8 protein-coding genes and 1 pseudogene are annotated in these 15,087 nt (G+C 62.9%); 5 read left to right on the top strand and 4 right to left on the bottom strand.

From position 1 onward, the window contains the following. Window positions 1-7: 7 nt before the first annotated feature. The 3 genes from Q4D18_RS03895 to Q4D18_RS03885 are packed head-to-tail and all read right to left on the bottom strand — an operon-like array spanning window position 8 to window position 2,488. Window positions 8-439: a very short patch repair endonuclease gene (locus Q4D18_RS03895; protein WP_303126022.1), complete on the bottom strand. Its 432-nt coding sequence runs from the start codon at window positions 437-439 to the stop codon at window positions 8-10. Beyond that, a complete protein-coding gene (locus tag Q4D18_RS03890; protein ID WP_303126020.1) occupies window positions 436-1,392 on the bottom strand; it encodes an HNH endonuclease in 957 nt (318 codons plus the stop codon). The genes Q4D18_RS03895 and Q4D18_RS03890 overlap by 4 nt, the downstream gene beginning before the upstream one ends. Further along, the gene (locus tag Q4D18_RS03885; RefSeq protein WP_303126019.1) at window positions 1,382-2,488 is read right to left on the bottom strand and encodes a DNA cytosine methyltransferase; all 1,107 of its coding nucleotides are present in this window, start codon (window positions 2,486-2,488) and stop codon (window positions 1,382-1,384) included. Before Q4D18_RS03885 ends, Q4D18_RS03890 begins: the two co-directional genes overlap by 11 nt. A gap of 335 nt (window positions 2,489-2,823) precedes the next feature. Between Q4D18_RS03885 and Q4D18_RS03880 the strand changes: the two genes are divergently transcribed. The 5 genes and pseudogenes from Q4D18_RS03880 to Q4D18_RS03860 form a co-directional block, all read left to right on the top strand. Next, window positions 2,824-7,614, top strand: a complete 4,791-nt coding sequence (locus Q4D18_RS03880) for a sacsin N-terminal ATP-binding-like domain-containing protein (RefSeq protein ID WP_303126017.1) — start codon at window positions 2,824-2,826, stop codon at window positions 7,612-7,614. Beyond that, entirely contained in the window at window positions 7,611-9,161 is a 1,551-nt protein-coding gene (locus Q4D18_RS03875) for a nuclease-related domain-containing DEAD/DEAH box helicase (RefSeq protein ID WP_303126014.1), read from the top strand. The genes Q4D18_RS03880 and Q4D18_RS03875 overlap by 4 nt, the downstream gene beginning before the upstream one ends. Next, window positions 9,158-12,340 carry a helicase-related protein gene (locus Q4D18_RS03870; protein WP_303126011.1) on the top strand — a complete coding sequence of 1,061 codons (3,183 nt, stop codon included), beginning with the start codon at window positions 9,158-9,160 and terminating at the stop codon, window positions 12,338-12,340. Before Q4D18_RS03875 ends, Q4D18_RS03870 begins: the two co-directional genes overlap by 4 nt. After that, a complete protein-coding gene (drmB, locus tag Q4D18_RS03865) occupies window positions 12,337-14,145 on the top strand; it encodes a DUF1998 domain-containing protein (RefSeq protein WP_303126009.1) in 1,809 nt (602 codons plus the stop codon). The genes Q4D18_RS03870 and drmB overlap by 4 nt, the downstream gene beginning before the upstream one ends. A 131-nt stretch (window positions 14,146-14,276) precedes the next feature. Beyond that, a pseudogene (locus Q4D18_RS03860) lies at window positions 14,277-14,393 on the top strand (DUF664 domain-containing protein); the annotation flags it as partial. A 25-nt stretch (window positions 14,394-14,418) separates the two neighbouring features. Here the strand turns inward: Q4D18_RS03860 and Q4D18_RS03855 are convergent. Continuing rightward, window positions 14,419-15,087: LD-carboxypeptidase (locus tag Q4D18_RS03855; protein ID WP_303126007.1), on the bottom strand; the 669-nt coding region annotated here is incomplete at its 5' end.

Raw genomic sequence — 15,087 nt, 5'->3', positions numbered from 1 at the left:
GCGGAGATCAGCGTCCGAGACGTCGGGCTCGGACCACCGATTCGACCTGGGCCGCCACGTCCGCCGGGTCTTCGTGTTCCCAGAACCGCAGGACCGTCCAACCACGCTCCGTGAGGATCTGGGTGGTCTCTGCGTCGCGAGCGCCATTACGGGCCACCTTGTCCGACCAGAATTCCTCGTTGGCTTTAGGCTTCGTGTAATGCACCGGACATCCGTGCCAGAAGCAGCCGGCGATCAGGATGGCCACCCAGGCCGGCCGGAAGAGGATGTCAACCGTGCGGCGCAGGTCCTTCTCCGGCTTGGCATTCACCCGATAGCGGAGGCCTGCGGCATGGAGCAGGCGCCGGACGGCGAGCTCGGGCTTGGTGTCACGGTCCCTGTTCGAGCGCATCGAACGGCGGACCCCGTCTGAGGACGCCCAAGAATGTCCACTGGTCACTTCTTTTGCGGAACATCCCCGAGGGGATTGATCAGTTCGTCCTGCACCTCGCGCGCCGTGATTCCAGCGTGCCGGCCTGCGTGACAGTCAGGACACACGGTGACGAGGTTCTCCAAAGAGTTGTCTCCCCCCTCACTCACCATGCGCAGGTGGTGGGCATGGAGGACGATGCCATCGTTTGCCGGAGACCTTCCGCAGTCGGCGCAGCGATGACCATCCCGGTAGAACACCTCGTGTCGCAATTTGATGGCCTTTCGAACGCGGGGCGGAGCCTGTTCGAGAGTCGTAAGCCGGTAGGACCCCGGGGCCAGCTCGGGGTCATCGATGTTGGATGCAATCATCCAGCCATGCTCGGCCATCTCCCTGACTCGCCGCGCGTAAGACTTGATCTTCATGACGTAGTGCATCTCGTCTGCTTGCGCCGCCTGAGGATAGATCGCCTTCAGATAAGCGAGGCCTCGCTCGTAACCACTCCCGGGATGTTTTCGAATCTCATTAGCCAGACGCCAGCGACTTGCGAGCTCTTCGTCGGGCTCCAGCGCTTCCAAACGGTATGAGTCTTTAGGGACTCGGTCGTCCTGGGCGCTCGACACGATTGGCCAACCGTGTTCCACCCGCAATTCTCGGACCCGCCTCGCCCAATCGTCGATGCCGGCGACTCCCCGCAGGGCGCGTCGGTCCACCAGTTCGTTCACATGCAGACGCAGGTACTCGAGCATGCGCTTCTGCGCACTGGTGAGGCCGAAGTGCGCACTCAGATCAGAGGACGTCTTCTCCAACCTCGCAATCTTCTGGCCCAACAATGCCGCATATTCCAGCCACTGGTCGCGACTCAGCCCGTGGAGTCCGACCCCTCGGACGACTCGTGCGACATCTTCCAATGCCTCGCTGAGCGGTTCTACCGGAGGCTCCAGGTCAGATGGCCCCGAGCCCAGGGACGGTTCAGTCTGCATCCAGACGCTCCTTGACGACCCGTGCCACGGCCGCAGCCAATCCTGCGGGCACCGCGTTCCCGATCTGACGGGCGATCTCAGTCTTCGAGCCGCACCAAGTGAACCATTCGGGGAAATCTTGGATGCGAGCCGCCTCGGTATGGGTGATCACCCGGTTGACCCGCCTGGCGGGGTCCGCAGGATCCCACTGGGGGTGGAGATACGCGCCCTTCTCGGGCTTGAAGAACTCCGTCCTGATGGTCAGGGACGGCGAGTCCCATTTCATTCGGCCCATCACGTCCGTGGTGCCTGACTTCTTCTCACGCCAGCAACGCGGCAGGAGTTCGACGGGGAGGTCGAAGCGGCCACCACCGGGCGGCACATGGTCGTACCGCTGAAGCGAGATCGACTGCGGCTTGCGACCGAAATGCAGGTCCATCTCACTAAATGGGCCAGCGATCTCCTGACCGAAGAACGTCGTCCTCTTCGCGGGGAGCTCGGTGGTCTCGGGCTTCTCGGGCAGCCCCTCGATCCGAGTCCTCACCCCCTCCCATTTCTTCGTCCCCGCAGCACCGTCCTTGCTATGCGTGGGCTCCGGCGGATCTATGGCGCCGATGCGCGAACCGATGAGGATGGTGCGAGGTCGCCTCTGGGCGACTCCATAGTCAGCCGCAAGTAGCACCTTCCAGCGGAGCTCATAATCTTCCAGCAGCCCTCCGGGCTTTGCCTCTTCTTGAATCATCTGGAACTCGGTACTCTTTGAGAAACGTTCAACGTTCTCAAGCACGAAGACTTTCGGCTTCGCCACGCGGACGACGCGGATGTACTCCTTCCAGAGCTGGTTTCGCGGATCGTCGACGTCCTTGCTGCCCAAATTGGAGAACCCCTGGCAAGGGGGGCCGCCGATGACGACGTCTGCCTCAGGTATGGCACTGGTAGGAAGCGTCGTTATGTCCCCGAAGAAGACATGGTCCTCACCGAAGTTGGAGGCATAGGTGGAGGCCGCGGCACGATCGAACTCGACGGCGAGCACAGGCTTGAACCCCGTCTCGACGAATCCGACAGTCATCCCGCCGCATCCCGCAAAGAGGTCGATCACCGTCATAGGTGCTGACATGTTCACCATCCTAGAAAAAGCCGGGCCGTTGGGCCTTCGGCAGCTGCAGCCGTCAGTGCCAACGTTGCATGGGAGTGGAGACACGTTAAGCCCCCGTGCACCGAACCGCCCGGTGCGCCACCCAGAGCACAACCGGCGGGCCCCACGCTGCTATTCCACGGAAGGCACCTCCACGGGCGCACGCCACCACGACACCACCAGGACAGGGCGACCGCGGCCCCACGTCGGTGCAAGTCCGCTCGCACCCGAGCAACTGTGATCCGTGACATAGTATGCAGATGATGAGGCGTCTTAGCAGCCACTGAGGCGCTGGTTAGAGACATGGGGAGACTCACTTGACCTCTTACGACACGGGCTGGCGCCCGGACGAAGCCTTCAGCCGCCGCCTGCAGGACCTGCGGGATAACAACTTGGGGGCGTACCGGAAAAATCCATTGCTCGTGGAGGAACACGCTAACCATGAAGAGCAAATCAGTGTCGGCGGATATGCTCGTCGCGTCGTGCGCGAACTCGTACAAAATGCCGCCGATGCCATGGCTGGACAGAATTTTGTCGAGCCAGGCAAAGGCCGCATTCGCGTCGTCCTCGACCGAGATCGCCATGCCCTGTATGTCGCAAACACTGGCCGCCCGGTCTCCATTTCCGGCCTAGGGAGCCTGACACACTCTCATCTCAGCGTGAAGCGAGGAGATGAAATAGGCAAGTACGGGCTGGGATTTAAATCCGTACTGAGCGTCTGTGAACGCCCGGAGGTGTTCAGCCGATCCGTGTCGTTCGCGTTCGGCGCCCCTGAGGACGAAGTGACTCTTCGCACAATCGCCCCGGGCCTGACCCGCTATCCGACCCTGCGTGTTGCGCACGAAATAGATGCGAATGAAAACGCCGCGACCGATCCCGTCCTTACCGAACTGATGTCGTGGGCGTCGACGGTGGTCCGCCTCCCGAGCATCCGCGACGACGAATCGCTCGTTCAGGAGATCAAGAACTTCGACGGCCTCTTCCTTCTCTTCGTCGAACACGTTGCCACCCTGGAGTTTGTTGTAACAGGGAGGGAACCCTTAGACATCACGCATTCCTGCACTGATCTCGGCGGAGGGCTCTTCAGCGTGACCAATCCTGCAGGGGGTCCGCAGACGATGGTCGTGGCCCATACAGACCACAGGCCCTCCATCGAGGCCCGGCGCCAAGCAGGCACGACCGTCACCCGAGAAACCGTTCGCGTGAGCGTGGCAATCCCGACCGGTCCCACCAAGGATTTCACCGGGGCATTCTGGTCATACTTTCCGCTCCAGGATCGGACCTCCCTCACCGCCGTCCTGAACGCTCCTTGGGCTCTCGTCGATGACCGGACCACGATGATCAGCGCCAGCAAGTACAACCAAGAGATCGAAGACACCCTGCTTGACCTGTTCCTGGACAACCTGCACAAGGCTTACGACCATAGAGACCCGGGCAAGCTCCTCGACTACCTCCCTGCTCGCGCCTCACGTCCGGGTGAGGCCCTAAACGAAGCCGACTACCGCCTGCGTATCAAGTGCCCGCGAAGAGCGGCAGCACGCAAGCTTGTTCCCGACGCCGCCGGCAAGCTCTGCGCTCCGGATTCCCTTAGGCCGTTCTTCTCCGCCCCCGATTTCCCCCCACGCCTGCATCAAGACTGGCAGGATGCGGCTAACACCGAAGACGACGTCCCCCATTGGTCCTGCTACACGACCAACACACGCAGCCGTCGCCTGCGTGAGCTGTACACCAGCCCCTTGGAGGACATGGCGGCTTTGCCTTCAGCAAAGACAAGCGACTCACTGCTGAAGACAGTCCCACAGCGGTCCTTGAACACCTGGTTCCGAGAATGGGCCGCCCATGCGACGCCTGAGACCGCCTACCGCGTTCTCCAGGCAGCAGCGCTACTCGCAAGTGAGTCTCGCGCGTACGGTTCGGCTCTCGAGACCACGCCCTTCATCCCGACCGAGGCCGGCATGAGGTCGCCCCATATGCGAGAGCAGGTGTTCATCAAGGGTGACGACGGATACTCCGCTGAAGGGTTCACCTTCGTCTCTGATGAGCTCACCCGCATGCCGCGCGCCAAGGAGCTCCTCAAGGAGTTCGGGATCGTCGCGCTCGCCCCCACCACGAAGATCAAGGCCCAGCTCAAGCAGCTGAACGCCCATGACTCCGTGGACGTGCATGCACAAATCTGGCAAGCGATCAGCCATGACCTCAGCCCCAATGCCGCAGTCGGCTTGCTCCGAGCCCACGGCGAGAGCCTGCTGATCCCAGTACTCGATGGGTCCTGGAAGCGGCCCGAGCAGGTCCTAGACTTCGACGAATTGCTAACAATTCCGGAGGCAGCCGGCTTCACCCTGGACCGCTCAGTCGTCAGAAGCGACCTGGCACGCGCGCTGGGGGTCGTCTTCGATTTCATCAAGCACTACCCGTTGGCCTGCGAGCCGCTTTCCGGGACCTACCACGAGGCACTCCTTGCAGACCTGAACACAGACCTACCCGCTGGTGAGCGAGGCGTCGAGTCAGTCACCTTCGACCGCCAGGAGGGACCAGGGCCGTTCTCGCTCCTTGTGCTCGCAGCCCAGACCGGGGTGGACCTCCCCACCCGCGTGCGCTGGACGAAAAGGCTTCTCGCCCTGGGCGGGCATCGTGAATGGACCGCAATCGACAACAATACAGGGGACGAATACGTATGGGATGCGCCCCATGTCTGGGCCGCGGTCAACCATGGATTGTTGGACACCGTCTGGGGTCCACGACCTCCTCTGGAGCAGGTGTCAGCGCGTCTATTGGCTTATCGAGACCTACTGCCCCGGTCACTCGAGACCGACCACCGGATACTGGCGTCCCTTGACCTGCCCGATTCGCTCGAGGACATCGAGTTCGAGACCCTCGCGTCCTATTTCGACGAAGCAATGCAGCAACGCGACGACTTCGCGGAGCTTGCCCGAGATAGAAACGCCGCCGCCGTCCTAGAAGAATTTTGCACGACGATCACCGCCAGATACGAGACGGAAGGCCTGCGGCTCAATTTCCTGCCCGCATTCAGCGAAAGCGGAATCACGCCTACTTCGTGCGCAGATATCTTCGTTGGAAAAGGTGCAGAACAGCTCTCCTACCTCCGGTCGCGAGGCAAGCGCTTCCTGGAATCGAGGAATGTCCCGGCGAACCTGCTGGCCGAGCAGCTAGGCGTTAGAGACTTCGGCGAGGTGTACTCCTCCTCAGTGGCAGGTGTCGGCCGCGGTGAGCCAGAACTCATCCGCGATCGATTCACCGGCTTGGCAGATTACGACATCGAGCGCATCCTCCGAGGCAAATACATGGTGATGTGCGAGAACATTCTGAAAGAGACACAGTCCCCTGAAGGAACCGTGTCGACGTCACTGCAGGTCCATCTCGACGATCAGTCCGGCGAGTTTCTCTATGTCACAGGGTTGACGGACGAAGAGCTCCTCCGACGCCTGGGGGAGGCGTTCGCGCTGGATCTGACAGAAGGAGACATCCAGGACGTCCTGGAGACCAAGCTCTCGGATGAGCTCGAACTGCGCAGAGTAGAGGCGAAGAGCGCCGACTCTGACGCTGAGAGGCTGGAACTCTACCTTGGATCGGAACGGCTGATGGAGTCGCTTCCCCCGGGTCTCTGGGAAGGCCTCCATGCGCAGGGGGCGGTAGATGACGGGACCTCCGCCGCCGACCTCTGCCTCACCGTCCACGGGACCTCGACGATCAAGGAACTGCGTGACAGCTTCCGGGACGTCGGTTACAGCGACGTTCCGGATCGCTGGGGGCGCAATCGTGCCACTCTGTCGTGGCTGGAACGCATGGGATTCCCCAAAGACTTCGCTCCTGAGGCGACGGAGGATGTCCCGTCGACCGTGTTGGTCGAAGGCGCCGTGGACCTTCCCGAGCTCCACCCGTTCCAGCGGCGCGTGGCCGATCAGATCCAGGAGAAGATCCTCTCGCCGGTGGAGGGCGGCCGATCACAGAAGTTCATGGTCGACATGCCTACCGGTGTCGGTAAGACCCGTGTCGCTGTACAGAGCATCCTCGAACTCTTCACCCGCGGGGACCTCGAGGGACCCGTCCTGTGGATCGCGGAGTCCCAGGAGCTGTGCGAGCAGGCCGTGCAGACCTGGCGCTTCGTCTGGCGAGGGCTCCTGGACCTCGAGCCACTGACGGTGGGGCGACTGTGGGATACGAAGTCGGTCGCCGAGCCAGCCACTAGATTCAGCGTCATTGTGGCGACAGACGCGAAGTTGGCCTCGATTCTCAAGAACCCCGCCGAAGCGGAGGACTACAAATGGCTGAGCCAGGCATCCGTCGTCGTGGTCGACGAGGCTCACCGTTCAGGGTCCTCGCCCATGTACACCAAGATCCTCGGCTGGCTCGGAGTGGACGGTCGCAACCATGAACGCCCCCTCATCGGGCTCTCCGCCACACCATTCAAGGGTGGCGACGCAGGCACCGATCAGTTGGCGGCGCGCTACGGACGACAGCGAATCGCGGGCTTCACGTCCGAGAATCCGTACTCAGAAGCGATCCAGGGAGGTTATCTCGCTCGGTTTGATCACCGGATCCTTGATGGCGTCGACGTCCGTCTCAATGCGAGGGAACGCGCGGCGGCCCAGAGCACTCGACGTATCGAGCAAACGGTCCTCGACCGCATCGGCAATGACCAGGCTAGAACGGGTCGCGTCGTCGACGACATCCTGAACAGGATCCCTGCGGACTGGCCCGTCTTGGTCTTCACCCCGTCCGTCGTCTCTGCGCAGGTGCTCGCAGCAACCCTCAGCTTCCACGGTCAGGCGGCTGCTGCTGTGAGCGGTAAGACCAGCCGGTCCGAACGACGCAGAATCATCGAGGACTTCAAAGCAGGAAAAATCCGCATCCTCACCAACTGCGATCTGCTCGTCCAAGGATTCGACGCCCCCGGCGTCCGGGCCCTCTACATCGCGAGACCGACGTTCAGCCGCACCGCCTACATCCAGATGGTGGGACGAGGACTACGAGGCCCCAAGAACGGCGGCAAAGAGAAGTGCGAAATCATCGACATCAGGGACAACTTCGGCGATTCGCAGGATCTTCTCGACCATGTGGACTACATCGATCAATGGAATAAGGAGTGACCGTGCAACTCAAACCCCCGCTCTCTTCGATCCGTGCGCGAGCCAAGAGCAAGGCTGAGGTCCTCGTCGCCGAGCGCCTAGCGGAGATTGATCTGGGGCCGAAAGCCTCGGCCTACTGGTCCGTGGCCCTGGCCGGTCACTCGTCGAAGAAGCAAGCAGAGGCCGACTTCGTCATTGTCCACGACGACATCATGCTCGTTGTAGAGGTCAAGGGGGGAGGTGTCGAGCATCACAGCGGAGAGTGGTTCTCAATCGACCGGAATGGCGGCGTCCATGCGCTACGCGAGTCCCCGATCAGCCAGGCACTCGGAGCGGGGCGAGCGCTCCAGAAGAAGATCGGGCAGGACAACGCCTACTGGGTCCGGTGGGACGCATGCGTCATCACCCCTGACATCCGGAAGATCCCCGCGGGCCTGGGCTGGGATCCCGGCAAGTGGCTGTGCGGTCCAGACCTGCCCACGGAACGTCTCCAAGGAGCGCTCCGGCACATGATCGATTCAGTCGAGCCTGCACCGCATGGGTGGCGTGGCGGCCATGTCCGACACGCCAATCTCGTAGCCTGGTTGGACGGTAGCCTCATCGTCCCCCCGTCGGAGTACTCCACGACCGATTTGATCGTCGAACTCCAGCTGAAGGCGACCCAGGATCAGGCTGCGGCACTCGCGAACTTCGAGACATACCAGCTGATGGTGACCGGAGGAGCCGGAACCGGGAAGACCCTCACCATGGTGGAGCTTGCCCGTCGGGAAGCGGAAATGGTGCGCCGCGATGGAGAGAAGCAGCGGGTTCTCGTCACCTTCCGATCGCGAGGGTTGCTCGACTTGATCGAACCTTTGCTGGAGCAGTACCCGAATGTCGACGTGCTCCCATTCTCCGGTCTGTCTGCGGAGAAGAAGTACGACGTGGTACTCGTCGATGAGGCCCAGGACCTCATGAACGCCCAAGACATGGACTCGCTCACACAGGCTGTCCACGGCGGCTTTGACCACGGCCGTTGGAAGATCTTCCTGGATCCCAACAATCAGGCCCACGTCGACGGCCTCTTCGACGCAGACATCTTCGATCTTCTCAAGGCGCAGGCCACGGCCACCCTCCGACTGTCGACCAATGTCCGGAACACGCGACCGGTCGTGGTGACGTTGCAGGATCTCCTGGAGGCCGATCTGGGAGATCCCGGCATCGTCAACGGAGAGCGTCCGTTCTGGGACGGCAAGAGCACCGGTGACCTTAAGGCGGCTGCACAGCGTGCGCGGGACCTCGTAGCAGAAGGAGTCGCGAAGGAACGCATCTGTCTCATCGATTGCTCGAGCACCGACCAGTCGGACTTCACGCAGGACGGGTTCCGTGTCGTGTCCCCACGGACGATCAAGGGTTTGGAAGCCCACCATGTCGTGGCGTTCGGATTGCCGACCGAGATCGACTCCGCAGCCCGCTCACATCTATACGTAGCGCTCACGCGGCCCCGGATTTCCCTGTCGATCCTGGCGACCCCCGAACAGTACAGGACCTTGGGCTCGCTCTCCTCCCCGAAAGGAAACGGCTCGTGACCTCCATCAGCTACGCCCCTCGAGACATGACTCCCGCGCAGAATGCCGCGTACGCGCATCTCCGCAATGCCTACATCGGTCCCGAGTCCGGTCCAGAGGAAGTGCTTCGTGCCGACCCCTCGCTCCAGTACGCCGTCGGGATGCTGTTCCCACAGGACGCGGTCGTCTCGGACGCACCGACATCAGCAGACGTCGAAGCAGGAGATGTCGAGGATGAGTCGACACTGGCAGAGGAGTGGCGCCCGTCCTCCGCTGCCATCTCTTTCGTGACCGATGCGACCGAACTGCTGATCTCGGTCGCATTCGGCGCATACACCCCCGTGCAGGGTCAAGATACCGGCAAGCCTGAGTGGAAACGCAAACCTATTGAATTGGACGACATCAGGCTCACAAGCGACGATCCTTCTCCGGCCGTCAAGTCTGCTGCAGGGCTCGAGCTCGAGATCGGCGCACTGTGGCGGCCCTTCAAGGGCCGCAAGCTCGTGACCGTCCATGTGCGGAATCTCCAGTCAGCGGTGGGTGGCCCCCATCCGACGCCGGAAGACCGCGTGAAGAATGCACGCAACACCATTTACCAGCTCGATTTCGCGGTGGAGACGCTTGACGGCGCCGTTCACGACTACGACGTCGACAGCCGGTACATGACTGACATGGAGTCCCGCGAGCTCCAGATGCGATTCCGTCACCGTCGCACCTTCGCAGTCGGCCATGGTCTGGCAGCCCGTTGGGATGCCGTTCCAGTCGGGGAAGAATGCAGGCGGGTGTGGTTGGACGCAGTACCAGCGCACGTCGTGCGGTCTGTCGCGGGAGCGGAGATCCCCGAGGACGATCCCGCATCTGGGGCGCTCTCCATCGATGCATTGGGGCGCCTCGACACGGATGCCGGCAGCGCCCTGCAGTCGATGTCAGCATTCGTGGACCGCTACGAACGGTGGGTCCGAGAAGAGCGTGAGCGCATCGCCGACATCCCGGAGAAGTACCAGGACGTTGCACACCGAGTGGTAGAACGGCAGGAACGGGCCGTGCAGCGCATGCGGGAGGGTGTCTCCGTACTGCACAGGGACGGTCAGGCCGGCCATGTCCGACGGTCTTTCGCGTTGGCGATGCGCGCCATGGCCCTCCAGATGCGACAGATCCGCCAAGCCCGGGGAGATGATTCACCTACGCCACCGAAATGGCGGCCGTTCCAGGTGGGGTTCCTACTGACAGCGTTGGCGTCCACGATCGATGAGCGACATCCTGACCGAGACCTGGTGGACCTCATCTGGTTCCCCACAGGCGGTGGCAAAACCGAGGCATACCTCGGACTCGCGGCCATTGAAATGCTCCTCCGTCGGTTCCGTCATGGGTCGAGGGGAGCGGGCACTGCCGTGATCACGCGGTACACGCTGCGGCTGCTGACGTCCCAGCAGTTCCAGCGTGCTGCGACCCTCATATGTGCACTCGAGGTGCTGCGGAAGTCCGACGCGTCAGCTGAGGGAGTGGCTCCTTTCACGATCGGCCTCTGGGTAGGCAATGAAGTGACCCCTGGCACCCGAAAAGATGCGAACGCGGCCAGAAAACGTCTCCTGACCGCCGCGGTGCCTGCGGAAGCGAACAGCTTCCAGCTCACCGATTGTCCGTGGTGCCTTACACCGATTCTCCCTTCGAGTCGCACCGACGATGAGATGCAGTATGGCGTCGCTGAGTCAAATGGATACACGATCCTCCGATGCGTGGACCCCGAGTGCGCTTTCCACGATCGCCTCCCCGTGCTCGTCGTCGACGAAGACATCTTCGATGAACCTCCCACATTCATTCTGGGTACCGTCGACAAATTCGCCCAACTACAGTTCAAGCCCCAGGCCGGCCGAATCCTCGGCCTCAACACGTCGTTCAGACAGCCGTCCCTGCTCATCCAGGACGAGCTGCATCTGCTTTCTGGCCCTCTGGGAACGACGGTCGGCGCCTTCGAAGCGGGCCTCCACCTCCTCCTGGAGCAAGACGGGATCAAACCGAAGTTGATCGCCTCGACCGCGACGATCCGCGCGTCCGACGACCAGATAAACGGGCTCTACGGGCGAAAGGTGGCCCTCTACCCGCCCGCAGGTCTCGACGACGATGCCTCTTACTTCAGTCGCGAGGTGAAGGACAAGCCAGGCCGCCTGTACATCGGCCTGATGCCTCAGTCACTTCCTCAGGCGACCGCGCTGGTCGCCGCGTCCGCTCCCCTGTTCGAGATTCCGCAAGCGACCGAAGGCAAGACCTCTGGACCCGACGCCTACTGGACCTCGGTCCTGTATCACAACAGCCTCCGGGAACTCGGTCGTACAACGACCCTGCTCACGGATGACGTCGTGGCACGTCTCAGGGCGAGGTCCCAGCGACTGGGCCTTGAGATCCGCGAGTTCCGTAATGACGACGTCATCGAACTGACTAGCCGCCGAACTTCGGTGGAGCTACGCGGTGACCTCGGACGTCTCGAGCGGCGCAGGGGTCAGTCCGGCGCTGCAGACGCGGTGCTTTCCTCGAACATGCTCTCCGTGGGCATCGACGTCTCACGCCTGGCCCTGATGATGATGGTCGGTCAGCCGAAGACGACATCCGAATACATCCAGGCCACAAGCCGAGTAGGACGAGGCCCCGTCAAAGGCATCGTCGTTACGCTGTTCCGCCCCAACAGAGCCCGTGACCGTTCCCACTTCGAGACTTTCCAGTCGTTCCACGAAGCTCTCTACCGCGCGGTCGAGCCCACCAGCGTCACGCCTTGGTCCGAGTCATCACGCAAGCGCTCGCTCCCTGGTGTACTGGTCATGCTGGCCCGTCAAACGATCAAAGCCTTGGCGGAGAACGATCAAGCTGGCGCTCTCGTCACGGATCAGCGCGCTGAAAACGCCGTGCGGGCCCTCGCCCGGGAGTTGCTGGAACGCATCGAATCGTCGGACCCACATGAATCGCGCCGAGCCGAGACCCACCTCAATGACATCATCGGTCATTGGAAGTCCATGGCGAACGCCGCCCCGGAGAACACACTGAGCTACGTGGGCGCCATGCACCAGCGGAAGGACGCCCCAGACACTCTGTTCAGAGACGTGGCCGTAAAGGGGCAGGGCTGGGTGGTCGCCCGCTCCATGCGGTCTGTCGAACCGACCACCGCCGTGGCCGTCGTGGAGCCGTTGGTGAAGGAGGAAGCAGGATGACCGAACAGATCAGGTACGAAATTCGCTTGCCGGAGACCGTGGTCCCGTTCGGACCCGGTTCCATCGCAGATGTCTCGGGTGCCTCGTTAATTGCCCCCGACCTCTCCCACTGGCGAACGAAATGGGCCGAGGACATCGCCTGCGCTCGGCTCGTGAAACGACTCGGTGGAGGAAAGCTGGTGTCTGCTCCGATCGTGTTCGGCGATGTGACGCCGAACACCCCATTTATTCCGTTCTGGCGATTTCCCAGTTGGCGCTTCTGCGAACGATGCAACAAGGTCACTCGACGGACTGAGGTCGACAAGGGACGGTACGTCAACAGGTGCTCCTGCAAGGGGCACCTCGTCCCGATGCGTTTCGTGGCCGTCTGCAAGGCCGGCAGCCACATGCAAGACATTCACTGGCCTGCATGGGTCCATCGCGATCTCAAGGATGAGGCCAATCCCATGTCGGAACGCCAGCGGAACTGCCGAGCACAGGAATCCCTCGTTTTATTGCGCAAAGCGGGCGCCGGCGAAGGACTCGGGTCGATGGAGGTCCACTGCAAAGCATGCGACTGGAAACGGTCTATGGCCTCGTTGGGCACCGGCGCGTCCTTGGACAATGAGGGATTCACATGCCGAGGGCTCCAACCGTGGATGAGGCTGAACGATGCCGTCGAATGCGATTCGCCGCTCCTGGCGAAACAGCGTGGCGCTACCGGCAACTACCTTGCGGAGGTCGTATCGGCACTCGACATCCCTCAGGCGGAAGACCCTGAGGTGTCCAAGATGGATCAGGTGGCGGAGCATCAGCTGTTCCCACGGGCGAAGGACACCCTCGGCAGCCCTCGTGCCGACATGCTTATAGAAATGATCGCGGAGGACGTCAAGGTCAGCACCGGGCTGGTCGTCAAGACGATCGAAGCGCACGATGATGTCGCTGAAAGACCCATCGTCGAGCTCAAGGAAGGCGAATGGTTCGCTTTCAACAGGAAGCTGGATGCCGGGTTGGATCAGGAGAACTCCGACTTCGTAGTGGACGGGCGGGCCGAAGTCGGAGGAGCGGCAGCGGGGCCTGCTCTCAACCGGGTTGTGGACGGCGTAGGACAGGTTCGCCGATTGCGCGAGGTCCGAGCCCTGTTCGGATACAGGCGGAACTCACTCGAAGCCACCCGGCACACCGTCGATCTCGGCGGCCTCGGCCGTGTAAACCGGTTCCCCGCCATCGAACAGTTCGGTGAGGGGATCTTCTTACGTTTCCACCGCGACCGCATCGCAGAGTGGGAATCTCGGGATGACGTGGCGGCTCGCGCGGAGACCCTGCAGAAGCGGTTGAAGAGCAGTCCTCTCGCCGGACAGATGGACTTCCCATCAGCGCGCATGATCGCGCTCCATACGTTCGCCCATCTGTTGATCCGGAGGTTGTCGTTCGCCAGCGGATACTCAGCTGCCGCGCTGCGGGAACGTGTCTACAGCGGTGAACGCGGTGGTGTCGACATGGCCGGAGTCCTCATCTACACCGCATCAGGCGATGCGCAAGGGACGCTGGGCGGCCTCGTCCGCCTGGGCGACCCCGAGCTCCTGGACCAGGTCATCCTTGGAGCTCTCAGCGACGCGACAACATGCTCCAACGACCCCGTCTGCAGGGAGTCGGACCGTCACGGGGCCACGCGCATGAACCTCGCGGCGTGTCACGGTTGCTGCCTGGTCGCCGAGACCTCGTGCGAACATCGCAACCATTTCCTCGACCGACAGCTGCTCCTGGGCGGGGAGGACATCGAGGCGGGCCTGTTCGGCGACGTGATGCAGACGCTTGTGAGCTGAAACGCGAATGTTCGAGGGGGGCGGCCGTGGGCGACTGCCAGCGCCGCCCCCATGGCGGATTGCGTGTCGTGCACTTGGACGCTGCATCGGACATGTAACGACGAATTGGGGCCGCGCTGGTCGCTTTGCCCCCGGCTTGGCGCGGCACCGTCGACGTCTCCCTGCACTGGATCCTCGTCCACATGGGCGAAGAGCACGACCGCCACAACGGTCACGCAGACCTGTTGCGTGAGCAGATCGACGGTCAGATCGCAGGATGGCGCTGTCAACACCTCACCTGTACTCCGCCCACGCCCGCCTCGCGACCCCGTCCAAGGTCATCACCCCACCGTGAGGCAGGGTCCACTGCGGCCGGGTGTGGCCGAACGGCACGCCCACGCACACCACCGTGTCCGGGTTGTACGTCGCGACGGTCTCCATGACGACGTCCGCCTGCTCCGCCCGCCACCGCGCCCGCTCCTGGGGACCACACGGAACCTCGAAGGAGCTCGTCGGCGGGCGGGCCGCCAGCACGGCGTCCACGGCGCCGAGCACGCCCCGCTCCCCCAGGATGCGCAGCAGCCGCCGCACCTCCCCAGCCGAGGGCAGCTCCTCGCTCGTCTCGATCAGCAGCACACTGCCCTCCAGCGCGCCCAGATCGGTCGGACCCCGCCCGGCCGCCATCACCCACGGCAGCACCTCCAGGCACCCGCCCCACGTCCGGCCGGTCACCGCGCGCCGCGGCCCGGCCCAGCGCCACGGCGAGCCGCCCTCTGCGCCCGCGCCGTCGTCGTCATGGGGGCCCGGCACCGGCTCCCGAGCCCCGCACTCGCTCAGCGCCCGCGGATCCAGCCAGTCGACGCCGCGGTCCTCCGACTCGCCCGGCTCCGTGATCTCCAGCCGCTCCCCCGTGAGCAGGGCGGCTCGCAGGGAGGCGGCGTGCACCGCGTCCAGGTGGCCGAT

It is taken from the genome of Micrococcus sp. (genome assembly GCF_030523875.1).
GTDB lineage: Bacteria > Actinomycetota > Actinomycetes > Actinomycetales > Micrococcaceae > Micrococcus.
The sequence above is the reverse complement of the archived record's forward strand: the minus strand, read 5'-3'. Positions and strand labels throughout refer to the sequence as shown.

Coding starts and splice junctions, on each gene's coding strand:
- Q4D18_RS03890 (WP_303126020.1), bottom strand. CDS start 1,392: ATGCAGACTGAACCGTCCCTGGGCTCGGGGCCATCTGACCTGGAGCCT.
- Q4D18_RS03885 (WP_303126019.1), bottom strand. CDS start 2,488: ATGTCAGCACCTATGACGGTGATCGACCTCTTTGCGGGATGCGGCGGG.
- drmB (WP_303126009.1), top strand. CDS start 12,337: ATGACCGAACAGATCAGGTACGAAATTCGCTTGCCGGAGACCGTGGTC.